Here is a 24,575-nt window from a genome sequence, read left to right on the forward strand (position 1 = left end):
GCACTCCGCATGAAAGGGGTTTTATGATGCGGATAATATGGAGTGCAGACCGCACTGGATAGCACTATTGATTGCGGTGATTAAGGTGCAAAAGCGGGAGGATACATCGACTTGTGGCAAAGGGGCGTGCCCCCTCACCACAGCGCCAAATCAGGCCAGGGCCTTTTCGATGGCCTGGATAACACTCGGATCATCAGGCGCGGTACGTGGGGAAAAACGCGCCAGCACCCGCCCATCCTTACCCAGCAGGAATTTCTCGAAGTTCCAGGTGATATCCCCTGGAAACTCCGCGCCCTCACCTGCCAGCAAGCGATACAACTGATGACGATCGGGACCGTTGACCTCCAGCTTGCTGCCCAGGGGAAAGCTCACGCCATAGTTGAGGCTGCAAAACGCCTGGATCTCGTCTTCGGTCCCGGGCTCCTGGCCTGCAAATTGATTGCACGGCAGGCCCAGCACGGTGAAACCCTGGCCCTTGTACTGCTGATAAAGTTTTTCCAGCGCCGCATACTGCGGGGTCAGTCCACACTTGGAGGCGACATTGACCACCAGCACGACTTGCCCCTTATAGGGCGTCAGAGGCAGCTCCTGACCATCCAGGGCTGTGAGTTTAAGGTCGTGGAAAGCACTCATGACGAACTCCAGATTTCCCATATTCTGTGTAACGGCCATTCGAGATTACAGCCGCCCAGCCGGCAAGAATAGCCGCCAATCAAAAAAGGCGCCCGAAGGCGCCTTTCTTTTCAACTGACTGGACGTGGCCCGTCAATCAATGGTGGTGACCACCTTCGCCGTGTACGTGGCCGTGGGCAACTTCTTCCTGGGAAGCGTCGCGGATGGCAACGATCTTGACCTGGAAGTTCAGGCGCTGGCCTGCCAGCGGGTGGTTGCCGTCGACGGTGACATCGTCGCCGTCCAGGTCGCGAATGGTCACGATCTGCATTTGGCCGTCCGGAGCGGAGGCGTGGAACTGCATGCCCACTTCCAGTTCGTCGACGCCTTCGAACATGCTGCGGCTCAGGGTGCTGACCAGTTCGGCCGAGTACTCGCCGTAGGCATCTTCAGGTTCTACGGCAACGGTCAGTTCATCACCAACCTCTTTGCCTTCCAGGGCCTTTTCCAGGCCCGGGATGATGTTACCTGCGCCTTGCAGGTAGACCAGCGGCGCGCCGCCGGCGGAGCTGTCGATGACCTCACCAGCGTCGTTGGTCAGGGTATAGTCAATGGAGACAGCCTTGTTGGCGGCGATCGGCATGGGGCGAGACCTTTTGCATAAGAATGAAGAACGGACAAGTCTAAACAAGGATTTGCCCGAAAGCGAACACAACCCGGACAGACGGAGTCGATCCAGTGACTCGACGGTCGTCGGATTTCACCAGGACGCAGACGGCCACTGGGTCGCCGCGCTGTCCTGCGGCCATACGCAGCACCTGCGCCACCAGCCGCCCTGGCAATCCAGGGGCTGGGTGATTGATCCGGCGCAACGCCTGGCAAAAATAGGCCAGCCCTTTGCCTGTGGCTGGTGTGCGCAGCGCCCGGATAACGATACCCTTGGCAACTGATTCCCGGTCGGCGCGCAGCCATAGCGCACCACCGAAGCCATGCACCTTCAGAGAATTCGCATGCAGACTTTTTTTATCGCGCCCACCGATTTTGGTGTGGGTCTGACCTCCATCAGCCTTGGGCTGGTGCGTACCCTTGAGCGGGCCGGGCTGAAAGTCGGCTTTTTCAAACCGATTGCCCAGCCGCACCCCGGCGATACCGGGCCTGAGCGTTCCACCGAGCTGGTGGCGCGTACCCACGGCCTGAAACCGCCGCACCCCCTGGGGTTGGCCCATGTCGAGCGGATGCTCGGCGATGGCCAGCTCGATGAGTTGCTCGAAGAAATCATCACCCTGTACCAGCAGGCCGCCGTGGGCAAGGACGTGCTGATTGTCGAGGGCATGGTGCCGACCCGCAGCGCCAGCTATGCCGCACGGGTCAACCTGCACCTGGCGAAAAGCCTGGATGCCGAAGTCATCCTCGTCTCGGCCCCGGAAAACGAAGTGCTGACCGAACTGTCCGGCCGCGTGGAATTGCAGGCGCAACTGTTCGGCGGCCCTAAAGACCCGAAAGTGCTGGGCGTGATTCTGAACAAGGTGCAGACCGACGAAAGCATGGAAGTCTTCGCCGCGCGCCTCAAGGAGCATTCGCCGTTACTGCGCAGTGGCGATTTCCGCTTGCTGGGCTGTATCCCGTTCCAGCCCGAGCTCAATGCCCCGCGCACTCGCGACGTGGCCGACCTGATGGGCGCACAAGTGCTCAATGCGGGCGACTATGAAACCCGGCGCATGAGCAAAATCATCATCTGCGCACGCACCATGCGCAACACCGTGGAGCTGCTCAAGCCCGGCGTGCTGGTGGTGACGCCGGGGGATCGCGATGACATCATCCTCGCCGTCAGCCTGGCCGCGATCAATGGCGTGCCCCTGGCCGGCCTGCTGCTGACCAGCGACACCCTGCCCGACCCACGGATCATGGATCTGTGCCGTGGTGCGTTCCAGGCCGGGCTGCCGGTGCTGTCGGTGAGCACCGGCTCCTACGACACCGCCAACCAACTCAACAGCCTGAACAAGGAAATCCCGATTGATGACCGCGAACGTGCGGAGATCATCACCGATTTCGTCGCCAGCCACCTGGACGCGCGCTGGCTGCACCAGCGTTGCGGTACGCCACGGGAGATGCGCCTGTCACCGGCGGTGTTCCGCTACCAGTTGATCCAGCGTGCCCAGGCCGCCAACAAGCGCATTGTGCTGCCCGAGGGCAGCGAGCCGCTGACCGTGCAAGCCGCCGCCATCTGCCAGGCCCGGGGCATTGCCCGTTGTGTGCTGCTGGCCAAGCCGGCTGACGTCGAAGCCGTGGCCCGCGCCCACGGCATCGAGTTGCCCGAAGGCCTGGAGATTCTTGACCCGGATCTGATTCGCGAGCGCTATGTCGAGCCGATGGTGGCCCTGCGCAAGAGCAAAAGCCTCAACGCGCCGATGGCCGAGCAGCAACTGGAAGACACCGTGGTGATCGCCACCATGATGCTGGCGCTGGATGAAGTGGACGGCCTGGTCTCCGGGGTCATCCACTCCACCGCCAATACCATCCGCCCGGCCCTGCAACTGATCAAGACCGCGCCGGGCTGCACCCTGGTGTCGTCGGTGTTTTTCATGCTGTTCCCTGAACAAGTACTGGTCTACGGCGACTGCGTGATGAACCCGCACCCCAGCGCCGCGGAACTCGCGGAAATCGCCCTGCAGAGCGCCGACTCGGCCGCCGCCTTCGGTATCACCCCGCGCGTGGCGATGATCAGCTACTCCAGTGGTGACTCGGCCAGTGGCGAAGAAGTGGAGAAAGTCCGCGAGGCCACCCTGCTGGCCCACGAACAACAAAGCTCGCTGCTGATCGATGGCCCCTTGCAGTACGATGCCGCCGCCAACGAAAACGTCGCTCGGCAACTGGCACCCAACAGCCTGGTGGCGGGCAAGGCCACGGTCTTTGTGTTCCCCGACCTCAACACCGGCAACACCACCCACAAAGCCGTGCAGCGCAGTGCCGATTGCGTCAGCCTCGGCCCGATGCTCCAAGGCCTGCGCAAACCTGTGAACGACCTGCCCCGTGGGGCCCAGGTGGACGATATCGTCTACACCATCGCCCTGACCGCGATTCAAGCCGCCAACCGACCTATGGATGCCTAAATGCTGGACTTTCTGCCTGCCCCCCTGCGTGGGGTCCTTGCCTCGCTGCTGCTGGCGTTGAACACCATCCTGCTGTGTTCATTCCTGTTTATCGTCGCGCTGTTCAAGGCGCTGCCGTTCGCCAAGCGCTTCAGCGAGTGGTTGATGAACCACACCCATGAAGCGTGGATCAGCAATAACAAGGCCTGGATGAACCTGGTGCGCCGCACCCGCTGGCACCTCAAGGGCCTGGAAGGCCTGGACTACCAGCACTCGTACCTGGTGACCAGCAACCACCAGAGCTGGGTCGATATCATGGTGTTGCAGTACGTGCTCAATCGACGGATCCGCCCACTGAAGTTTTTCCTCAAGCAGGAGCTGATCTGGGTACCGGTGATTGGCCTCGCGTGGTGGGCGCTGGGCTTCCCCTTCATGAAGCGTTACACCAAGGCCTACCTGGAGAAACACCCGGAGAAGAAAGGCAAGGATCTGGAAACCACCCGCAAGACCTGTGCGAAATTTCGCGACAACCCGGTGGGTATTTTCAACTTTGCCGAAGGCACGCGGTTTACCCCTGGCAAACATGCCCAGCAACAATCGCCGTTCCGCTACCTGCTCAAGCCCAAGGCCGGCGGCATTGCGTTTGTACTGGATGCCATGGGCGAGCAACTGAAGTCACTGGTCAATGTGACTATCCACTACCCAGGCGGGCGCCCGGGGTTCTGGGACTTGCTGTGCGGCAATGTAAAAGACGTGGTGGTGCAGTTTGAAGAGGTGCAGATCCCGGCCGAGTTCATTGGCAAGAATTATGAACAGGATGGGGAGTATCGGTTGGCGTTCCAGGGCTGGATCAACCAGTTGTGGGAAGACAAGGATGCCCTGTTGAGCCGGCTTCACATCGAGTACCCAGGTAATCGCTGATCAACCTGTGTGTGGCGTGCCCGCGATAGCGGTCTGTCAGATGTAAGTGCATTGCCTGAACCACTGCCATCGCAGGCAAACCAGCTCCCACACTGACTGTGTCAACCTGAAGAATGTGAAAAGCCCGCCACCGAGTGATCGGTGGCGGGCTTTTTTGTGGCGGCGAGGTTTAGATCGCGCCGCGCTGGCGCAACAGCTCCAGCACTTGCTTGACGCTGTCGTCCAGCGACAGGGCCTGGGTGTCGAGCACCAGGTCGGCATTCAACGGCACGTCGTACGGGAACGACTCACCAGGGATGTTATCCCCACCCGCAGCATACAGGCCTTGCGGGTCACGCTCGGCACACACCAGCGGCGAGGCCTGCACGTACACGGTCAGCAAACGATCACTGCCGATCAACGCCTTGGCCTGTTCACGGCCCTCGGCATCCGGCGCCACGAAGGCCGCCAGGGTCAGCAGGCCGGCTTCGTTGAACTGACGCGCCACGTGAGCAGCACGCCGCCAGTTCTCGGTACGCCCGGCTCGGTCCTGTGGCAGACCTTTATTGAGGTCATGGCGCAGGTTCTGGCCATCGAGCACAAACACCGCACGGCCCATGTCGAACAATTTACGCTCAACTGCATAGGCCAAGGTGCTCTTGCCTGCGCCCGACAGACCGCTGAACAACACGGTGGCCGGCTGCTGGCCGAAACGCTGGGCGCGCTCTTCGGTGGCCACGTGGGCCAACTTGCCGTGCTGCGCCGCGATGCCATGGCTGACCGGTGGTGCGATGATCATGCCCGCGGCCACAGTGCCGTTGGTCAGGCGATCAATCACGATAAAGGCGCCGGTGGTGCGGTTGCTGGCGTAACCGTCCAGGGCAATCGCCGCGTCGAGGCTGACCTTGACCCGACCGATCTCGTTCAGTTGCAAGGCACTGGCGGGGCCTTCTTCCAAGGTGTTCACATCCACACGATGCACGATGCTGGTGATGGAACCCGGCACGTAGCTGGTAGCACGCTTGATGTCGTATTTCTTGCCCGGCAGCATCGGCTCCTCGGCCATCCACACCAGCATGGCGTCGAAGGCGTCGGTCACTTGCGGCACGTTGTCGGCATGCACCAGCAGGTCGCCACGGGAGATGTCGATCTCGTCTTCCATGGTCAGGGTCACGGCCTGGCCTGGGCCTGCGTGCTCCAGCTCACCTTCGAAGGTGACGATGGATTTGATGCGGCTGCTCTTGCCCGACGGCAGCACCACCACTTCGTCGCCCTTGTGCACGATGCCGCTGGCCAGGGTGCCGGCGAAACCACGGAAGTTCAGGTTCGGGCGGTTGACGTACTGCACCGGGAAACGCAGGTCGGTGTAGTTGCGGTCGTTGGCGATCTCGACGGTTTCGAGGATCTCCATCAGCGACTGGCCGGTGTACCACGGCGAACGCTCGCTCTTGTTCACCACGTTGTCGCCCTTGAGCGCCGACATCGGCACAAAGGCCATGGTGCTCGGCTTGAACGCAATGCCCTCGGCAAACTTCAGGTAGTCGGCCTTGATCGACTCGAAGATGCTCTCGTCGAAACCGTTGAGGTCCATCTTGTTGATCGCGATGACGATGTGCTTGATGCCCAACAGCGAGGCGATAAAGCTGTGGCGACGGGTCTGGGTCTGCACGCCGTAGCGCGCATCCACCAGGATGATCGCCAGGTCACAGGTGGACGCACCGGTGGCCATGTTGCGGGTGTACTGCTCATGGCCGGGGGTGTCGGCAATGATGAATTTGCGCTTGGCGGTGGAGAAATAGCGGTAGGCCACATCAATGGTGATGCCCTGCTCACGCTCGGCCTGCAGGCCGTCGACCAGCAAAGCCAGGTCGATATCGTCACCGGTGGTGCCGACTTTCTTCGAATCGCGGGTGATGGCTTCCAGATGGTCTTCGTAGATCATCTTGGAGTCGTGCAGCAGGCGCCCGATCAGGGTGCTCTTGCCGTCGTCGACGTTGCCACAGGTCAGAAAGCGCAGCATTTCCTTGCGTTCGTGCTGGCCCAGGTAGGCGAGGATGTCCTCGCTGATCAAATCAGATTGATGCGACATGACAGCCCCTTAGAAATAACCTTGACGTTTTTTATCTTCCATCGAGCCTGCACCATCGTGGTCGATGACACGGCCCTGGCGCTCGGAAGTTCGCGTCAGGAGCATTTCCTGGATGATGTCCGTCAGCGTCTCGGCTTCGGACTCCACCGCGCCCGTCAACGGGTAGCAGCCAAGGGTACGGAAACGGACTTTCTTTTTGACGATGCGGGCTTTGTCCTCGTCGGACAGGTGCTCGAGAATGCGCTCGTCGTCGATCATGATCAGCGTGCCGTTCTTCTCGATCACTTCACGTTCGGCGGCGAAGTACAGCGGCACGATGGGGATGCCTTCCAGATAGATGTACTGCCAGATATCCAGCTCGGTCCAGTTGGACAGCGGGAACACGCGGATCGACTCGCCCTTGTTGACGTTGCCGTTGTAGACGTTCCACAGCTCCGGGCGCTGGTTTTTCGGGTCCCAGCGGTGCTTGCTGTCGCGGAACGAGTACACGCGCTCTTTGGCGCGGGATTTCTCTTCATCGCGACGGGCGCCGCCGAAGGCTGCGTCGAAACCATGCTGGTCCAAGGCTTGTTTCAGGCCTTCGGTCTTCATGATGTCGGTGTGCTTGGCGCTGCCGTGGGTGAACGGGTTGATGCCCTGCGCCACACCGTCCGGGTTGACGTGAGTGATCAGCTCCAGGCCCAGTTCCTCGACCATGCGGTCGCGAAACTTGTACATTTCCTGGAATTTCCACTGGGTGTCCACATGCATCACCGGAAACGGCAGCTTGCCCGGGAAGAATGCCTTGCGCGCCAGATGCAGCATCACGGCGGAGTCTTTGCCGATGGAGTAGAGCATCACGGGGTTGTCGAACTCGGCGGCAACCTCACGGATGATGTGGATGCTCTCCGCCTCCAGCTGTTTCAGATGCGTCAGTTTGTCGACCATGGCTACTCACGGAAAAACGATCTTATGGACGGCCTGCGGGCCGTGTTCGAGCGAGGCATGCTAGCACAGCACCTACTTCTAATCAGGGAGCTGACTAGATCGAAACGGTATATGGATATACCGCTCGGTTTGCCTGCAATGACGGGCCTGTTGGGAGGCTTAGATCGGGTTGGGGCAGTCGATAAACAGGTGCTCGAGGGCAAAGCGCCGGGCCAGATAATCGCCCAGGGCCTGCACGCCATAACGCTCGGTGGCGTGATGGCCGGCGGCGATAAAGCTGATGTCGTTTTCCCGGGCACTGTGGAAGGTCTGTTCCGAGGCCTCGCCGCTGAGGTACAAATCCACCCCGGCCAGCACGGCCTGGTCGATGTAGCCCTGGCCGCCGCCGGTGCACCAGCCCACGCGGCGGATCATCGCGCTGCCTTCGATCAGCAGCGGCTCGCGGCCCATGGCTTCCTGCACACGGCGGGCGAAATCCCGTGCCGACAGGGGCTCGGCCAAGGAGCCGACCAGGCCGACGACCTTGAGGTTGTCCGGGTCCAGCGGGCCTTCGACGGTGATGTCCAACTGGCGGGCCAACTGCACGTTGTTGCCCACGTCCGGGTGCAGGTCCAGCGGCAGGTGGTAGGCCAGGAGGCTGATGTCGTGCTTGAGCAGGGTCTTGAGGCGGCGCTGTTTCATGCCGGTGATGCACGGGCTCTCGCCTTTCCAGAAATAACCGTGATGCACCAGCACCAGGTCGGCCTTGGCCTCCACCGCCGCGTCGAGCAGCGCTTGGCTGGCAGTCACGCCACTGACAATGCGCAACACCTGCGGCCGGCCTTCGACCTGCAGGCCATTGGGGCAGTAATCGGCAATTTTCGCGCTGTTCAAGTAGCGATCCGCTTCTTCAACCAGGGTGCTCAGGGCGACGGCCATAAAAGACTCCTAAATATCCCGTTCAGAGGCGCTCGCGGCCTCGTATAATGCGCGACATTATGGGCGCTCCCGCGCCCCCTGCAACCTGTCAGGACTTACTTGATGCTCAAGGCGCTGCGTTTTTTTGGATGGCCATTGTTGGCCGGCGTGCTGATCGCGATGCTGATTATTCAGCGTTATCCGCAATGGGTCGGCCTGCCAAGCCTGGACGTCAACCTGCAACAGGCACCGCAAACCAGCGCGGTGCAACAAGGCCCGGTGACCTACGCCGATGCGGTGGTGGTCGCTGCGCCCGCAGTGGTCAACCTATACACCACCAAAGTCATCAATAAACCGGCGCACCCGCTGTTTGAAGACCCACAGTTCCGGCGGTTCTTCGGTGACAATTCGCCCAAGCAGCGCCGCATGGAGTCGAGCCTCGGCTCCGGGGTGATCATGAGCCCCGAAGGCTACATCCTGACCAACAACCATGTAAGCACCGGGGCCGACCAGATTGTCGTGGCCCTGCGCGATGGCCGCGAAACCCTGGCGCGGGTGGTGGGCAGCGACCCGGAAACCGACCTTGCGGTCCTGAAGATCGACCTGAAGAACCTGCCCTCCATCACCATCGGCCGCTCCGAAAGCCTGCGGGTCGGTGATGTGGCCTTGGCGATCGGCAACCCGTTCGGCGTCGGCCAGACCGTGACCATGGGCATCATCAGCGCCACCGGGCGTAATCAGTTGGGCCTTAACAGCTACGAAGACTTTATCCAGACCGACGCGGCGATCAACCCGGGCAATTCCGGCGGCGCGCTGGTGGACGCCAATGGCAATCTGACCGGCATCAACACGGCGATTTTTTCCAAGTCCGGCGGCTCCCAGGGCATCGGTTTTGCGATCCCGGTGAAGCTGGCGATGGAAGTGATGAAGTCGATCATCGAGCACGGCCAGGTGATCCGTGGCTGGCTGGGGATTGAAGTGCAACCGCTGACCAAGGAGCTGTCGGAGTCGTTTGGCCTGACCGGGCGCCCAGGCATCGTGATTGCCGGCATCCTGCGCGGCGGCCCGGCGGAGAAAGCCGGGATGCAGGTGGGCGATGTGATCCTCAGCATCGATGGTGAACCGGCGGGCGATGGTCGCCGTTCGATGAACCAGGTGGCGCGGATCAAACCGACGGAAAAGGTCGCGATCCAGGTGATGCGCAACGGCAAAGAGATCAAGCTGCTGGCCGAAGTGGGCCTGCGCCCGCCGCCCGCCCCGGTGAAAGAGCAGGAATAAAGGACGATCCTTAAAGAGATACACTCTCAATAGTCATGTTATATTATTTCAATATTGATATTGGAATGTTAGACCATGACGTCTCGAAAGTTTGCGCCCCTGGCCGGTCTCGCCCTGGGATTGCTGGTGGACCCGGTGTTTGCAGAAGACACCAACACCCTTGAACTGGGCACCACCAGCATCACCGGCGAGGCGTATGAATCCGCTACCGGCCCGGTCACGGGTTACCGTGCGACCCGCTCGGCCAGCGCGACCAAGACCGACACCGCCCTGCGGGATATCCCACAGTCAATCAGTGTGATTCCCACCACAGTGCTCAAGGACCTGGGCAGCAACAACGTCGAGCGCGCCCTGGAGTTTGCCGGCGGGGTGTCCAAGCAGAACAACTTCGGTGGCCTGACCCTTTACGAATATAGTATTCGCGGCTTCACCACCTCGGCGTTCTACCAGGATGGTTTCAGCGCCAACCGTGGCTACCCGAGCACGCCGGACACGGCCAATATCGAACGTATCGAAGTGCTCAAGGGCCCCGCCGCCAGTCTCTATGGCCGTGGCGATCCCGGCGGCACCGTGAATATCGTCACCAAAAAGCCCCAAGCCGAAGCCTTTACCACCCTGCAGACCAGCGCCGGCAGTTGGGACCGCTACCGCACCGCCGTCGATATCAACACCCCGCTGGACAGCGAAGGCAATGTGCTGTCGCGGGTCAATCTGGCAGTGGAAGACAACCATAGCTTTCGCGACCACGTGCAGAGCAAGCGGGTGTTTGTCGCCCCTTCGTTCAGTTGGCAACTGGACCCGGACACCAGCCTGTTGGTGGAAAGTGAGTTCGTGCGCCACAGCTCAACGTTCGACCGGGGCATCGTCGCGCCGAATGACCGCTGGAGCGGCATGTCCCGCTCGACCTTCCTCGGCGAGCCCAACGACGGCGATATCGACAACCACAACAACCGCCTGCAAGCCACCCTCGAGCATCACTTGAACGATGCCTGGAAACTGCGCCTGGCCAGCCATTACAAACAAGGCAGCCTCTGGGGCCACGCCTCGGAAAGCCGCCCGCTGAATGCCGATGGGCATACCGTCAACCGCCGTTACCGCGAACGCTCCATGGGTTGGCACGACAGCATCACCCAGTTGGAGCTGCGCGGTCTGTTCGATATCGGCAGTTGGCAGCATGAATTGCTGATCGGCACCGAGTACGAGGACTACCGCAAGAAAGAACGGGTGACCGCCATCGCCGGCAGCTACCCGATTGATATCTACCAACCGGTCTATGGCCAGCCCAAGCCCAATGGCAAGCCCACGGGCACTGATTTTTTCACCCAGGTGAAAAGCCAGGCGCTGAACCTGCAGGACCAGATCGTATTTACCGACCGCCTGCGCGGCCTGGTAGGCGTGCGCCTGGAGCACGTCGAGCAAAGCTCAGAGGACTTCACCCGCAACGGCGCCAAGAGCCAGAAAACCCACGATGTCATGACCCAGCGGGCCGGCCTGCTGTATCAACTGACCCCGCAGGTGGGGCTGTTTGCCAACGCCAGTACCTCGTTCAAGCCGCAAAGTGACCTGGACGCAGCCGGTAAATTCCTCGAGCCCGAAGAAGGCGTTGGTTATGAAGTCGGTATCAAGACAGAGCTGTTCGACGACCGCCTGAGCGCCACCGTCGCCGCCTTCCATATCAATAAAGAAAACACCCTGGCCACCGACCCGGCCACCGACCTCAAGCGCGCTATTGGCAAGGCCCGCAGCCAGGGGGTTGACCTGCAACTGAGCGGGCAATTGACTGACGCTGTGCGGGTGATTGGCGCCCTGGCCTACATCGATGCGCAAGTGACCAAGGGTGACAAAGAAATCCCCACCGGCAGCCGCGTCCCTGGCGTGGCCAAGCGCAGTGGCAGCCTGTTGGGCGTGTATGAGTTCCAGGATGGCGCCCTGCGGGGCTCGGATCTGGGCGCGGCCTTTACCTACGTCGGCGACCGCTCGGGCGAGGCCGGTAAAAGCTTCGAGTTGCCGGCCTACCACACGGTCGACCTGCTGGCCCATTACAAGGCCAGCGACAACCTCACCGTGGGCTTGAACCTCAACAACCTGTTCGATGAAAAGTACTACGAGCGCTCCTACAGCAACTACTGGGTAACCCCCGGAGAGCCGCGCAACTTCACCGTCAGCCTGACCCTCAATCTGTAAAAGGACCTCACCATGCAAGCGCTCAAATCATTGGCCGTGCTCGGCCTGCTGTTCGCCACCCAGGTATCGGCCCACGGTCTGTGGACCGAGCAACGCCGGGGGCATATCGAGGTGGTCTATGGCCACGGTGCCGAAGACGAAGCCTTCAAGGCCAGGAAAGTCAGCGGCGCCTGGGCCTATGACGCCAGTGGCCGGATGATCCCGGTGACCGTACAACGCCTGGACGACCAGGCGCGCCTGCAACCGCTCAAATCTCCTGCGGTGCTGGCCGTGGCGTTTGATAACGGCCTGTGGACGCAAACCCCAGACAAGAAATGGGTGAACAAGGGCCACAGCCAGGTGCCGGGCGCCGTCGAAACGACCCAGGCCCTGAAGTACAGCCTGGCGATCTATCAGGCCGGGGCAAAACTGCCCAAGCTGGATCAGTTGAGGATGGTGATCGTGCCCGAAGTCGACCCGCTGACCGTCGGCCCAGGCCAATCGCTGCCTGTACGGGTGCTGATCGACGGCAAGCCCGCCGCCGGAATCAAGTTGATTGGCGACTACCGCAGCGCGCCGAACACCTTGAGTACCGAGACCGACAAGGATGGCCGGGCCCAGGTACTGGTGCGCAATGAAGCGCTGAATGTGATTGCGGCGCAGGCACAAGTGCCGGTCAAAGATAACGGCGAGGTCCACATCCGAGCGCTGTTCAGCTCACTGACCTTTCTTGGCCAGCCCCATCACGAGTAAAGCCCGCTGAAGCCATGTGGGAACTGGCTTGTATGGGAGCCAGCTCCCGTACAAGCCGCCACCTTAGAGGCTGACGGGCGCTCTTTCGCACAAGGTGTTAAGTGCCGCCGCCCACTGCGGATCATCATTGAGGCACGGCACCAGCACTAACTCCTCGCCCCCGGCTTCGCGGAACTGTTCCAGGCCGCGATCACCGATCTCCTCCAGGGTCTCGATGCAATCGGCGACAAACGCCGGGCACATCACCAGCAACTTCTTCACCCCCTGCTGAGCCAGGGCCTCCAGGCGGGCCTCGGTGTAGGGTTCGATCCACTTCGCCCGGCCCAGGCGCGACTGGAACGCTACCGACCATTTACCCTCAGGCAGGCCCATGCGCGCGGCAAAGTCGCGGGCGACGCTGAAGCATTGCCCGCGATAACAGGTGGTACGCACCTCAGGCGACGCATCGGCACAGCAGTCGCCCGCACCGTCCAGGGAATGCCCGGGGTTGAGTTTATTCAGATGGCGTTCCGGCAGGCCATGGAAGCTGAACAGCAGGTGATCGTAATCCTGCTGCAAATGCGGCCTGGCACTGGCCACCAGGGCATCGAGGTATTCCGGCTGGTCGTAGAACGGTTGCAGGATCGAGAACTGCAGGTCGAGTTTCTTCTCGCGCACCACCCGCCGCGCTTCTTCGATCACCGTGGTCACGGTGCTGTCGGCAAACTGTGGATACAACGGCGCCAGCGTGACCTTATGGATGCCCTGGCCGGCCAGGCGGGTCAGCACGCTTTCAATCGACGGTTCGCCATAACGCATCGCCAGTTCCACCGGGCCATGGGTCCATTGGCTGGTCATCTGCTGCTGCAGGCGGCGACTGAGGACCACCAGCGGCGAGCCTTCGTCCCACCAGATCGAGGCGTAGGCGTGGGCCGACTGCTCGGGACGCTTGATCAGGATCAGCGACACCAGCAAGCGCCGCACCGGCCATGGCAGGTCGATCACATACGGGTCCATCAAGAACTGATTGAGGTAGCTGCGCACATCGGCCACCGAAGTGGACGCCGGCGAGCCCAGGTTGACCAGTAACAACGCGTGATCCGTCATGCAACATCCTATCTCTAGAGGCGGCTGGACAAGTCGTCCAGGGCCGCGTGCAACTCAGTGAACTGAAAAGTGAAACCGGCGGCCAACAACCGCTCGGGTAGCGCCTTCTGCCCGCCCAGCAACAGGCCGGACAACTCGCCCAAACCCACCCGCAAGGCAAACGCCGGCATCGGCATAAACGCCGGGCGGTGCAGCACCTGGCCCAGGGTCTTGGCAAACTCGCGGTTACGCACCGGCTGGGGCGCGCAGGCATTATAAGGACCGCTGGCGTCAGGTTTGTGTAGAAGAAAATCAATCAGGGCGATTTGATCCTTGATATGCACCCACGGCATCCACTGCCGACCGTTACCGATAGGCCCGCCCAGCGCCAGTTTAAAGGGCAGTAACAACCGCGACAAAAAGCCGCCCTCGGCCGCTAGCACCAGGCCAGTACGCACCAGCACCACCCGCAAGCCGAAGGCCTCGGCGCGCTGGGCGGTTTCTTCCCAGGCAATGCACAACTGGCTGGGAAAATCGTCCAGCACCGGGCCGCTGGCTTCGGTCAGCTCGCGCTCACCGCCATCGCCATACCAACCCACCGCCGACCCGGAAATCAACACCGCAGGTTTCACCGCCAGGCCTTCAAGCCAGGCCAGCAAGGTTTCCGTCAGGCTGATCCGACTGCTCCACAGCAATGCCTTGCGTTTATGGGTCCAGAGCCGGTCGGCGATCGGCGCGCCGGCCAGGTTGATAACAGCATCCACCGGCTGCGTTACATCCTGCAAACGGGCAACGCCCTTCACCTGCGCACCGCACAGGGTGGCGACCTGCGCGGGATTGCGGCTCCATACCGTCAACTGATGCCCCTGGGCGCTCCAGTACTGGCAAAGCTGGCGGCCGATCAGACCGGTACCGCCGGTCAGCAAAATATGCATGAGATCTTCCTCCTGTAACGTTGGCCGGGCATCGCTGGTCTATTTTATAAGCAGGGATCTTTTTAATCGGGCGCGACCTACGTTTAACCATAGGCCACGCCACACGTTAAGGCATGCCGAAACTTATACCAAAAAACAATATTGTACAGCTATTGGTGTCGGCGTAGTCTGTACCCAAAGGTAAAACGAGGCCTCCCATGACTGTTCCCATCGCGATCATCGGTACCGGCATCGCCGGACTTTCTGCCGCCCGAGCGTTAAAAGATGCCGGGCACGCCGTCCAACTCTTCGATAAAAGCCGCGGCAGTGGCGGGCGCATGTCCAGCAAGCGTAGCGAGGCCGGCACACTGGACCTTGGCGCGCAGTACTTCACCGCCCGCGACCGACGCTTCGTCGATGAAGTACAGCGCTGGCAAGCCAATGGCTGGGTTGCCGAGTGGGAACCGCAACTCTACAACTGCCAATCCGGCCAACTGAGCCCTTCTCCCGATGAGCAGACCCGCTGGGTCGGCACCCCGCGCATGAGCGCCATCACCCGCGCACTGCTGGACGACCTGCCGGTGGAGTTCGGCTGCCGTATCACCGAAGTGTTCCAGGGCCAGCAACACTGGAACCTGCTGGACGCCGACGGTGGCAACCATGGCCCCTTCAGCCACGTAATCATTGCCACCCCGGCGCACCAGGCCACGGCCCTGCTGGCCGCGGCGCCGAAACTGGCGAGCACGGCAGCCGGGGTGAAAATGGACCCGACCTGGGCCATTGCCCTGGCCTTCGACACGCCGCTGGATACGCCGATGGAAGGCTGCTTCGTACAAGACAGCCCCCTCGACTGGCTGGCCCGCAACCGCAGCAAACCAGGGCGGGACGCCACGCCAGATACCTGGATCCTGCACGCCACCAGTGCCTGGAGCAAACAGCACCTGGACCTGCCCAAGGAAGCCATCATCGAATTGCTGCACGGCGCCTTTGCCGAATTGCTGCATTGCAGCATGCCGGCGCCCTCCTTCAGCCTCGCCCACCGCTGGCTGTACGCCCGCCCGGCGGGCAGCCATGAATGGGGAGTACTGGCGGATGCCGACCTGGGCCTGTACGTGTGTGGCGACTGGTGCCTGTCAGGCAGGGTCGAAGGCGCGTGGCTCAGCGGCCAGGAAGCCGCGCGGCGCTTGCTCGGACACCTGCAATGAACCGCATCAATCCAACAAAACTGCTGCTCTCCAAATGGACAGCAACCCACCCGCGAAACAAGGAAAAACATTTCCTGGTCACCGAGTTGTTTCGCGATGAAGAAGACAACGTACTGGAGATTGAACTGCAAGCCGTCTTGACCCGGCGCGGAGAACGCCTGACCTGGCAGAGCCTGCAAGATGCCGAGCGCTGGAAAATGGGCTGGCAATAACCTCATCAAAAAACTTGTACAAACTATTTGACTTGTACAGCGCAAAACCTATGATGAGATTAGTTGTACAGAAAACATTAACTGTACAGGAATCTTGTCGAGGCTTTGCCATGTCCTGCAACGTGTCCGTCACCGGCAAACCAAAAATCGCCATCAGCGCCTGCCTGCTCGGCGAAAACGTGCGCTTCAACGGCGGGCACAAACAATCCCCCCTGTGCAGCCAGACACTCAGTGACTATTTCGACTTCGTGCCACTGTGCCCCGAAGTCGCTATTGGCCTGGGCATCCCCCGTGAGCCGATTCGCCTGGTGGGCGACCCACTCCAGCCGCAAGCCGTGGGCACAGTCCACCGCGAACTGAATGTGACCGGCGCACTGGATGAGTACGGCCAGCGCATGGCCGCCGAACATACGGACCTGTGCGGCTATATTTTCATGCAGAAATCACCGTCCTGCGGCCTGGAACGGGTCAAGGTCTACCGCGACAACGGCACCCCGGCCGAGGGCGGTGGGCGCGGCATCTATGCCCAGGCATTCTGCGCACGCCATCCCAACCTGCCGGTGGAGGAAGATGGCCGCCTGCACGACCCGGTGCTGCGGGAAAATTTCCTGACCCGGGTCTTTGTCTATGCCACATGGCAACAATTGCTGGCGCAGGGTCTGACCCGTCACCAGCTGCTGGCCTTCCACTCGCGCTATAAATACCTGCTGATGGCCCATAGTCCGGCCCACTACAAAAGCCTGGGCAACCTGCTGGGCAGCATGAGCAAGGACTGTGACCTGCCAGTGCTGGCCGCCGAGTATTTCAGCGAGCTGATGACGGCCCTGAAAAAGTGCGCCACCCGTGGCACCCATTCCAATGTGTTGCAGCACATCAGCGGTTACCTCAAGCAGGCCCTGAGCGCCGCAGACAAACAGGAAATGCAGGCACTGATCAGCCAATACCGGCAAGGCATCGTGCCGCTGGTCGTGCCGCTGACCTTGCTCAAACATCACTTTCGCCAACACCCGGACCGCTACATCGCGCAGCAGGCCTACCTGCAACCGCATCCGGAAAATCTCAGCCTGCGTAATGCGATCTAACCCATGAATGTTTCTCCGCAACCCCCTGCCCAACCCGTCGAAGATGTGGCCCTGGCCCTGGAACAAGGCTGGCTGCCGATTCGCGAAGTGGCCCGCCAGACCGGGGTCAACGCGGTGACCCTGCGCGCCTGGGAACGGCGTTACGGCCTGATCGTGCCGCAGCGTACGCCCAAGGGCCATCGGCTGTTCAACGCCGACCATGTGCAGCGCATCCAGACTATCCTGACGTGGCTCAACCGAGGCGTACCGGTAAGCCAGGTCAAGCAGTTGATCGACAACGCCCAGCCGGTGGACGACAGCGTCGAAAACGAATGGCAGAACCTGCGCCAGACCTTGATCCAGGCCATCGGTCAACTGGCCGAGCGCCGGGTCGACGACGTGTTCAACCAGGCCATGGCCCTTTACCCACCGCGTACCCTGTGCGAGCAACTGCTGTTGCCACTGCTCAAGGAGCTGGAGCAGCGCTGGCAAGGCCAGTTCGGCGCGCAGATGGAGCGGGTGTTTTTCCATTCCTGGCTGCGCAGCAAGTTCGGCGCACGGATGTATCACAACAACCGCCAGCTCAACGGCCCGCCATTGTTGCTGATCAACCATTCCGACCTGCCGCTCGAACCGCACCTGTGGCTGAGCGCCTGGCTGGCCAGCAGCGCCGATTGCCCGGTGGAAGTTTTCGACTGGCCGTTGCCCACCGGCGAACTGGCCCTGGCTGTCGAGCACCTGCAACCGCGCGCCGTGCTGCTGTACTCGAGCAAGGCCCTCCATTTAGCGACCTTGCCGAAACTGCTGAGCGGCACCCACTGCCCGATCCTGATCGCCGGACCAACGGTGTGCATCCATCAAGCCGAGTTATCCGTATTAACTCAGGACACCCCTCAATTGGTGCTGGCCGAAGACCCCTTGTCGGCCCATCAGCTCCTGATCCAGCGTGGGCTTCTCTAATGCATCTGATCTGGCTGCGCAGCGACCTGCGCCTGCATGACAACACCGCCCTCGCTGCCGCCTGCCAGCGCGGCCCGACAGCGGCGGTGTACCTGATTACCGCCGATCAGTGGCTGGCCCATGACGATGCGCCGTGCAAGGTGGACTTCTGGCTGCGCAACCTCAAGGCCCTGAGCCTGGCCCTGGGAGAGCTGAATATTCCCCTGCTGATCCGCCATGCCGACACTTGGGACCAGGTGCCACAGGTACTGGTGCAGGTGTGCCAGACACTGTCAGTCGAGAGCGTGCACACCAACGAAGAATACGGGATCCACGAAAGCCGGCGCGATGCCGCCGTGGCCCAGGCTCTGGAAGCACACGGGGTAGGGTTTCACAGCTATCTGGACCAACTGCTGTTCCAGCCTGGCAGCGTATTGACCAAGACCGGCACTTACTTCCAGGTGTTCAGCCAGTTTCGCAAGGTCTGTTACAACCGCCTGCACAGTGCCCTGCCGCGCCGGGTGGCGACGCCCAAGGCGCAGGCCGCGCTGCCGTTCGCCAGTGATGCAGTTCCCGAGCAGGTCAAGGGATTTGCCCCGCCCAGCGACACCCTACGCGCCCTTTGGCCGGCCGGTGAAGATGAGGCGCAGCGACGCCTTGCCCAGTTTGCCGACGCACAAATCAGCTATTACAAGGATGAACGCGACTTCCCGGCCAAGCCCGGCACCAGCCAACTGTCTGCGTACCTCGCCGCCGGCGTGATTTCGCCACGCCAGTGCCTGCATGCGGCGCTGCAAAGTAACCAGGGTGAATTCGAAAGCGGCGACATCGGCGCAATCACCTGGATCAACGAGTTGCTGTGGCGCGAGTTCTACAAACATATCCTGGTGGGTTACCCACGGGTGTCGCGCCATCGTGCCTTTCGCCCGGAAACCGAAGCTGTGGCCTGGCGCCACGCTCCCGCTGATCTGGCCGCCTGGCAAGAGGCACGCACCGGCCTACCGATCATTGATGCCGCGATGCGCCAGCTCTTGGAAACCGGCTGGATGCATAACCGCCTGCGCATGGTGGTGGCGATGTTTCTGACCAAGAACCTGCTGATCGACTGGCGCGAAGGCGAGCGCTTTTTTATGCGCCACTTGATCGACGGCGACCTGGCGGCCAATAACGGCGGCTGGCAATGGAGTTCGTCCACCGGCACCGATTCGGCACCGTACTTCCGCATTTTCAGCCCGTTGAGCCAGTCCGAGAAATTCGATGGCGAAGGGCGTTTTATCAAGCAGTGGCTGCCACAACTGGCGGGATTGAACAAAAAGGAAGTGCACAACCCCGACGCTGTCGGCGGGCTGTTTGGCGTGGCCGACTACCCACGGCCCATCGTCGACCTGAAGTCTTCCCGCGAGCGGGCGCTGGCGGCCTTTCGTGCCCTGCCCTCGCGCCAGGCGGCAGGGGGTGTGTATGAGTGACTTCCTGCGCCAGTTCGCCGAGTCCTTCGCCACCCTGGACAAACACAACCTGCACCGGCTCGACAGCCTGTACAGCCAGGACATAGCGTTTACCGATCCACTGCACCAGGTCCACGGTATCAGCGCGCTGAAGGCGTACTTTGCCGAGCTTTACAGCAACGTCGACCCATTGCATTTTGACTTCCACGGTTTCGACCACGTGGCCGAAGGCGAAGGTTACCTGCGCTGGACCATGAGCTTTTGCCACCCGCGGTTGGCGGGCGGCCAACAGATTCAGGTGCAAGGCTGCTCTCACCTGTTATGGCACGACAAGGTTTACCGGCACCGCGACTACTTTGATGCCGGAGCGCTGCTTTACGAACACCTGCCGGTACTCGGCCGGTTGATCCGTTGGTTGAAAGGGAGAATGGCATGAGCCTGACATCGCCACGCCGTTATTGGCTGACCGGGGCAAGCAGCGGTATCGGTGCGGCCCTGGCCGAAGAGTTGCTCGGCAGTGGGGCGCAGGTCGCGCTGAGTGCGCGCACCCAAGCGCCGCTGGAGCAACTTGCGCAACGTTACCCCGGGCAAGTGCTGGTGGTCCCCGGCGACTTGACCAACAGCCAGGTGGTACGGGAAATCGGCGAGCACATCATGCAAACCTGGGGCGCCCTGGACACCGTGATCCTGAATGCCGGCACCTGCGAATATGTGGATGCCAAGCAGTTCGATGCGTCGATTATCGAACACGTGGTGCGCACCAACCTGCTGGCTAGCAGTTATTGCATCGAAGCCGCATTGCCGCTGCTGCGCGCCGGGTCAACCCCGCACCTGGTGGGCGTCGCCAGTGCCGTCACCTACCTGCCGATGCCCCGCGCAGAAGCCTACGGCGCGTCCAAGGCAGGCCTGCGCTATTTGTTCGAATCGCTGCGCATCGACCTGTCTCCCGAAGGCATTGATGTCACGGTGGTCAGCCCCGGCTTCGTCGATACGCCGTTGACCGAACGCAATGATTTCCCGATGCCCTTGAGCTGGCCGGCTGACAAGGCAGCGCGGCATATTTTCGGCAAACTGGAAAAACGCCCACTAGAGATCGCCTTCCCGGCACTGTTTATTGCCACCCTCTGGCCTTTGTCGAAACTGCCGAACCGCGCGCAACTGATCATCGGCAAGCGCATGCTGCGCAGCCCACCGCCACAAAAGGACGACCTGTGAAGATCGCCATTATCGGCAGTGGGATTTCCGGGCTGACCAGTGCCTACCTGCTCAGTCGCCGCCACGACATCACCCTGTTCGAAGCCGCCGACCGGATTGGTGGCCATACCCATACGGTAGACGTGACCGTCGATGGCAGACATTACGCGGTGGACACCGGCTTTATCGTGTTCAACGACTGGACCTACCCCAACTTCATCCGTTTGCTGAGGCAGATCGGCGTGCCGTTCAAACCGACCGAAATGAGCTTCTCGGTCTGTGCCCCAGAGGAAAACCTCGAGTACAACGGCAATAACCTCAACAGCCTGTTCGCCCAGCGCAGCAATATCCTGTCCCCCGGCTTCTGGGGGATGTTGCGCGATATCCTGCGCTTCAATCGCCAGGCGCCGCTGGATTTGCAGGAGCAACGCATCAGCGCACAGACGACCCTGGGCGAATACCTGCAGGCGGGCAACTACGGCCCACGCTTTATCCGGCACTACATCGTGCCCATGGGCGCGGCGATCTGGTCGATGCCCCTGGCGGACATGCTGGGGTTTCCGCTGCAGTTCTTCGTGCGCTTCTTCAAGAACCACGGCCTGCTGTCGGTGAACAATCGGCCGCAGTGGTGTGTGATCGAGGGCGGTTCCAGCCGTTATATCGAGCCCCTGACCGATTCGTTTCGCCAACAGATCCGCCTCAACTGCCCGGTGCAAAAAGTCGAGCGCACACTGGAAGGTGTGGTCATCCACAGTGCCGATGGCCGCGAAATTTTCGACAAGGTCGTCTTCGCCTGCCACAGCGACCAGGCCCTGGCCCTGCTGAACGACCCGAGCCAGGCTGAGCAGCAAATTCTTGGGGCAATAACCTACGCCGACAACGACGTGGCCCTGCACACCGACACCCGCTTGCTGCCCGATCGCCCACTGGCCTGGGCCAGCTGGAACTATCGACTGGACGCCAGTATGCACAAGCCAGCGGCCGTCACCTACGCCATGAACATCCTGCAAGGCATCGACAGCCCCACCACCTTTTGCGTGAGCCTCAATCAGACAGCAATTATCAACCCGCTGAAAATCCTTGCCCGCTACACCTATGCCCATCCCCAATACAGCCTGGCGGCGGTGGCGGCGCAAGCGCGCTGGGAAGAACTGCATGGCGCCCAGCACACCTATTATTGTGGGGCCTACTGGGCCAACGGCTTTCATGAAGACGGCGTGGTCAGTGCCCTGCGCGTGGCCCAGGCCTTCGGGGAAACCCTGTGAACAGCGCCCTCTACAGTGGCTGGATCGCCCATCGGCGATTTACCGCCAAGGGGCATGCGTTTCGCTATCGCATCGGCCTGCTGTACCTGGACCTCAGCGAACAGGAGCAGGTGCTGGGGCTGTCGCCGTTCGCCGGCCGTGGCCGCTTCGCGCCGTTTTCATTGCGCCAGCAGGACTACCTGCCTGAATTGACCCGCGATGGCACCTGTTTGACTGATGCCGTGCGCCAGGTGGTCAGTACGGCGTTGGGGCATACCCCACAGGGCGCTGTCTGCCTGCTGACCCAGGTCCGCAGTTGGGGCCTGGCGTTCAACCCGGTGAGTTTCTTTTACTGCTTCGAGGCTGATGGGCAACTGGCGGCGATTGTCTGTGAAGTGACCAACACCCCGTGGCGCGAACGCTATCACTACGTGCTGCCGGCCCGCGCCCTGGCGGGCGGCGAGCACCAGCATTTCGCGGTGGCCAAGGCGTTTCATGTGTCGCCGTTCTTGCCCCGAGACCTGGAATACCGCATGAGCTTCAGCCCACCCGGCCAGCGCCTGGGGGTGCATATGGCCGACTGGCAGGGCGAGACCAAGGTGTTCGACGCCACCTTGAGCCTGCAACGCGAAGCCCTGGACCGCGCCAGCCTGCATCGCTACTTGTGGCGCTTCCCGTGGATGACCGCCAAGACCGGCCTGGCAATTTACTGGCAAGCCCTGCGCTTGCTGCTTAAACGCACACCGATTTTCCCCCATCAGGCCGCCGATGGCGCCTGTGCAACTGGGTATCCCAAGGATCGCCGCCATGAAATCCCCTAGCTTATCGGTCAAATCCAATCGCCTGAACGTCAATGGCCTGACCGGCGCGTTGTTGCGCAAGGCCGTGCTGCGTCAACTCGGCAACCTGCGTCACGGCCAACTGGTGGTGGTCGAGGACGGTGAGCGCCAGGTGTTCGGCGCACGGGAGGCGCACTTGCTGGGGGAAATCCAGATCCTCGACCCGGCGGTGTGGGGCCTGGTAGCCGCCAACGGTTCCATCGGCGCCGGCGAGGCGTTTATTCATGGTTACTGGAGTAGCCCGGACCTGACCGCGGTGGTGCGGGTGATGGTCAGCAACCTTGAGGTACTGGATGCCCTGGAAGGCGGCCTGGCCAAGTTGGCCCGCCCATTCACCCAGGGCCTGCACTGGCTCAACCGCAATACCCGCAAGGGCTCGCAAAAGAACATCGCTGCTCACTACGACCTGGGCAACGACCTGTTCCAGGAGTTTCTCGACCCGACCATGATGTATTCGGCGGCGCAGTTCCTCACCGCCGACGACACCCTGGAACAGGCGCAGCTCAACAAGCTCGAACGCATCTGCCAGAAACTCGCGCTCAAGCCTTCGGACCACCTGCTGGAAATCGGCACCGGCTGGGGCAGCATGGCCCTGTACGCGGCGCAGCAGTATGGCTGCCGGGTCACCACGACCACCTTGTCCAAAGAGCAGTTTGCCTACACCGAACAGCGCATCCAGGCCCTGGGCTTGCAGAATCAGGTGACATTGCTGTTGCAGGACTACCGCGACTTGAGCGGGCAGTACGACAAACTGGTGTCCATTGAAATGATCGAGGCCGTGGGCCATCGTTTCCTGCCCACCTACTTCAAGCAATGCGCGCACTTGCTCAAGAGCGACGGGCTGATGCTGTTGCAGGCCATCACCATCCGCGAACAACGCTATGAACAGGCCAAGAGCAGCGTCGACTTTATCCAGCGCTACATTTTCCCCGGTGGCGCCCTGCCCTGTGTACAGAAGATGTTGCAGATCGTCAGTCGCGACACCGATATGAACCTGCTGCACATGGAAGACTTCGGCCTGCATTACGCGCGAACCCTGCGCTTGTGGCATGAGAATTTTCGCCGTGCCCATGGCCGCCTCACGGAACTGGGCTACGACGAATACTTCCTGCGGTTGTGGGAGTTCTACCTGTGCTACTGCGAAGGTGGTTTTATGGAACGCACCATCGGCACCGCGCAATTGCTGCTGGCCAAACCTGGCGCGGTGACACAACCACTGCTCGGGCGCTTCAATGCTTAAAAACCTGGCCAATGCCGCGCTGTTCCAGTGCGGCTGGTTTGCCTGTGTGATGGGTGGCGACAGCCTGTGGTTATTGCTCGGGCTGGGCGTGCTGGCGATCCACCTGCTGTGGATAACTTCGTGGGCCGTTGAAGGGCGGTTGATCTTGAGCGTGACCGTGCTGGGTACCCTGCTCGACACACTGTTGCGCACGGCCGGTGTATTTGAATTCAGTGATCCAGGCCCGTTGATTCCTCTGTGGTTAATCTTGCTGTGGGCGCTGCTGGCGACTACCTTGCGCCACTGCCTGGCCTGGAGCGCCCGGCCCTGGTGGCGGGCAAGCCTGCTGGGAGCAGTGGGCGGGCCGCTGTCGTACTACGCCGGTAGCCAGTTGGCAGGCGTGAGCTTCGGGTTTGCCACGGCCCCGACCCTGGCGGCCATCGCACTGCTGTGGGCTGTGGTGTTTCCTGGCCTGCACCGGCTCGCGCGCTGACGTCCGTCAGAGCTTTCACACGCGCCCGACCGGCTTG

24 protein-coding genes are annotated in these 24,575 nt (G+C 61.5%); 17 read left to right on the forward strand and 7 right to left on the reverse strand.

The features are described from left to right. Positions 1 to 150: 150 nt before the first annotated feature. Both HBR93_RS14850 and HBR93_RS14855 read right to left on the reverse strand, forming a co-directional pair. Positions 151 to 633, reverse strand: coding sequence for a glutathione peroxidase (locus tag HBR93_RS14850; RefSeq protein ID WP_057958318.1), 483 nt, complete (start codon positions 631 to 633; stop codon positions 151 to 153). Positions 634 to 769: 136 nt separating this feature from the next. After that, positions 770 to 1,255 (reverse strand): peptidylprolyl isomerase, encoded by a 486-nt coding sequence (locus HBR93_RS14855; RefSeq protein ID WP_017476012.1) that lies wholly within the window; start codon positions 1,253 to 1,255, stop codon positions 770 to 772. Here HBR93_RS14855 and HBR93_RS14860 point away from each other — a divergent pair. Genes HBR93_RS14860 through HBR93_RS14870 form a run of 3 tightly spaced genes read left to right on the forward strand, consistent with a single transcriptional unit; the run spans position 1,224 to position 4,622 of the window. Further along, entirely contained in the window at positions 1,224 to 1,562 is a 339-nt protein-coding gene (locus HBR93_RS14860) for a DUF3565 domain-containing protein (RefSeq protein WP_081044174.1), read from the forward strand. The two genes, HBR93_RS14855 and HBR93_RS14860, sit on opposite strands and share 32 nt — an antisense overlap. A 60-nt stretch (positions 1,563 to 1,622) precedes the next feature. After that, positions 1,623 to 3,722, forward strand: a complete 2,100-nt coding sequence (gene pta, locus HBR93_RS14865) for a phosphate acetyltransferase (protein ID WP_169960578.1) — start codon at positions 1,623 to 1,625, stop codon at positions 3,720 to 3,722. Continuing rightward, positions 3,723 to 4,622, forward strand: coding sequence for an acyltransferase (locus HBR93_RS14870; protein WP_057958316.1), 900 nt, complete (start codon positions 3,723 to 3,725; stop codon positions 4,620 to 4,622). A 169-nt stretch (positions 4,623 to 4,791) separates the two neighbouring features. Here the strand turns inward: HBR93_RS14870 and cysN are convergent, their stop codons facing one another. From cysN to HBR93_RS14885, 3 genes are all read right to left on the reverse strand, one after another. Next, a complete protein-coding gene (gene cysN, locus HBR93_RS14875) occupies positions 4,792 to 6,690 on the reverse strand; it encodes a sulfate adenylyltransferase subunit CysN (protein ID WP_169960579.1) in 1,899 nt (632 codons plus the stop codon). Between the two features lie 9 nt (positions 6,691 to 6,699). Next, positions 6,700 to 7,617 carry a sulfate adenylyltransferase subunit CysD gene (cysD, locus tag HBR93_RS14880; RefSeq protein ID WP_057437780.1) on the reverse strand — a complete coding sequence of 306 codons (918 nt, stop codon included), beginning with the start codon at positions 7,615 to 7,617 and terminating at the stop codon, positions 6,700 to 6,702. 159 nt (positions 7,618 to 7,776) lie between these two features. Then, on the reverse strand, positions 7,777 to 8,535 hold the full coding sequence (locus HBR93_RS14885; protein WP_057958314.1) for a Nif3-like dinuclear metal center hexameric protein: 759 nt from the start codon (positions 8,533 to 8,535) through the stop codon (positions 7,777 to 7,779). Positions 8,536 to 8,637: 102 nt separating this feature from the next. Between HBR93_RS14885 and algW the strand changes: the two genes are divergently transcribed. The 3 genes from algW (at position 8,638) to HBR93_RS14900 (ending at position 12,708) form a co-directional block, all read left to right on the forward strand. After that, positions 8,638 to 9,792 carry a Do family serine endopeptidase AlgW gene (gene algW, locus HBR93_RS14890; RefSeq protein ID WP_057437778.1) on the forward strand — a complete coding sequence of 385 codons (1,155 nt, stop codon included), beginning with the start codon at positions 8,638 to 8,640 and terminating at the stop codon, positions 9,790 to 9,792. A 75-nt stretch (positions 9,793 to 9,867) separates the two neighbouring features. Then, positions 9,868 to 11,976, forward strand: coding sequence for a TonB-dependent siderophore receptor (locus HBR93_RS14895; protein ID WP_169960580.1), 2,109 nt, complete (start codon positions 9,868 to 9,870; stop codon positions 11,974 to 11,976). A gap of 12 nt (positions 11,977 to 11,988) precedes the next feature. Further along, positions 11,989 to 12,708 (forward strand): DUF4198 domain-containing protein, encoded by a 720-nt coding sequence (locus HBR93_RS14900; RefSeq protein WP_057958312.1) that lies wholly within the window; start codon positions 11,989 to 11,991, stop codon positions 12,706 to 12,708. Positions 12,709 to 12,771: 63 nt separating this feature from the next. On the opposite strand, the gene hemH is transcribed toward HBR93_RS14900, so the two are convergent. Together hemH and HBR93_RS14910 are read right to left on the reverse strand one after the other, a co-directional pair. Then, positions 12,772 to 13,794 (reverse strand): ferrochelatase, encoded by a 1,023-nt coding sequence (hemH, locus tag HBR93_RS14905; RefSeq protein ID WP_169960581.1) that lies wholly within the window; start codon positions 13,792 to 13,794, stop codon positions 12,772 to 12,774. 14 nt (positions 13,795 to 13,808) lie between these two features. Next, positions 13,809 to 14,708, reverse strand: a complete 900-nt coding sequence (locus tag HBR93_RS14910) for a TIGR01777 family oxidoreductase (RefSeq protein WP_057437775.1) — start codon at positions 14,706 to 14,708, stop codon at positions 13,809 to 13,811. Positions 14,709 to 14,905: 197 nt separating this feature from the next. On the opposite strand from HBR93_RS14910, the gene HBR93_RS14915 reads away from it, so the two are divergent. The 11 genes from HBR93_RS14915 to HBR93_RS14965 all read left to right on the forward strand — a co-directional run bounded on the left by HBR93_RS14915 (position 14,906) and on the right by HBR93_RS14965 (position 24,538). Further along, positions 14,906 to 15,892 carry an NAD(P)/FAD-dependent oxidoreductase gene (locus HBR93_RS14915; RefSeq protein WP_057437773.1) on the forward strand — a complete coding sequence of 329 codons (987 nt, stop codon included), beginning with the start codon at positions 14,906 to 14,908 and terminating at the stop codon, positions 15,890 to 15,892. Beyond that, positions 15,889 to 16,104 (forward strand): TIGR02450 family Trp-rich protein, encoded by a 216-nt coding sequence (locus HBR93_RS14920; protein WP_057437771.1) that lies wholly within the window; start codon positions 15,889 to 15,891, stop codon positions 16,102 to 16,104. The genes HBR93_RS14915 and HBR93_RS14920 overlap by 4 nt, the downstream gene beginning before the upstream one ends. Positions 16,105 to 16,226: 122 nt before the next feature. After that, on the forward strand, positions 16,227 to 17,186 hold the full coding sequence (locus HBR93_RS14925) for a DUF523 and DUF1722 domain-containing protein (protein ID WP_057958357.1): 960 nt from the start codon (positions 16,227 to 16,229) through the stop codon (positions 17,184 to 17,186). Positions 17,187 to 17,189: 3 nt separating this feature from the next. Next, positions 17,190 to 18,125 (forward strand): MerR family transcriptional regulator, encoded by a 936-nt coding sequence (locus HBR93_RS14930; protein ID WP_115127436.1) that lies wholly within the window; start codon positions 17,190 to 17,192, stop codon positions 18,123 to 18,125. After that, on the forward strand, positions 18,125 to 19,570 hold the full coding sequence (phrB, locus tag HBR93_RS14935) for a deoxyribodipyrimidine photo-lyase (RefSeq protein ID WP_057437767.1): 1,446 nt from the start codon (positions 18,125 to 18,127) through the stop codon (positions 19,568 to 19,570). Before HBR93_RS14930 ends, phrB begins: the two co-directional genes overlap by 1 nt. After that, entirely contained in the window at positions 19,563 to 19,985 is a 423-nt protein-coding gene (locus HBR93_RS14940) for a nuclear transport factor 2 family protein (RefSeq protein WP_057437765.1), read from the forward strand. The genes phrB and HBR93_RS14940 overlap by 8 nt, the downstream gene beginning before the upstream one ends. Beyond that, a complete protein-coding gene (locus tag HBR93_RS14945; RefSeq protein ID WP_057437762.1) occupies positions 19,982 to 20,764 on the forward strand; it encodes an SDR family NAD(P)-dependent oxidoreductase in 783 nt (260 codons plus the stop codon). The genes HBR93_RS14940 and HBR93_RS14945 overlap by 4 nt, the downstream gene beginning before the upstream one ends. Further along, positions 20,761 to 22,008: an FAD-dependent oxidoreductase gene (locus HBR93_RS14950; protein ID WP_169960582.1), complete on the forward strand. Its 1,248-nt coding sequence runs from the start codon at positions 20,761 to 20,763 to the stop codon at positions 22,006 to 22,008. Before HBR93_RS14945 ends, HBR93_RS14950 begins: the two co-directional genes overlap by 4 nt. Continuing rightward, entirely contained in the window at positions 22,005 to 22,808 is an 804-nt protein-coding gene (locus HBR93_RS14955) for a DUF1365 domain-containing protein (RefSeq protein WP_057437760.1), read from the forward strand. Before HBR93_RS14950 ends, HBR93_RS14955 begins: the two co-directional genes overlap by 4 nt. Then, positions 22,795 to 24,066 (forward strand): cyclopropane-fatty-acyl-phospholipid synthase family protein, encoded by a 1,272-nt coding sequence (locus HBR93_RS14960; protein WP_057437758.1) that lies wholly within the window; start codon positions 22,795 to 22,797, stop codon positions 24,064 to 24,066. Before HBR93_RS14955 ends, HBR93_RS14960 begins: the two co-directional genes overlap by 14 nt. After that, complete coding sequence (locus tag HBR93_RS14965; RefSeq protein ID WP_057958305.1) at positions 24,059 to 24,538, forward strand: DUF2878 domain-containing protein; 480 nt, start codon at positions 24,059 to 24,061, stop codon at positions 24,536 to 24,538. The genes HBR93_RS14960 and HBR93_RS14965 overlap by 8 nt, the downstream gene beginning before the upstream one ends. The last annotated feature ends 37 nt before the right edge of the window (positions 24,539 to 24,575 follow it).

The sequence above is a fragment of the Pseudomonas sp. WS 5411 genome (assembly GCF_012985595.1).
In the GTDB taxonomy this organism is placed as follows: Bacteria; Pseudomonadota; Gammaproteobacteria; order Pseudomonadales; family Pseudomonadaceae; genus Aquipseudomonas; species Aquipseudomonas shahriarae.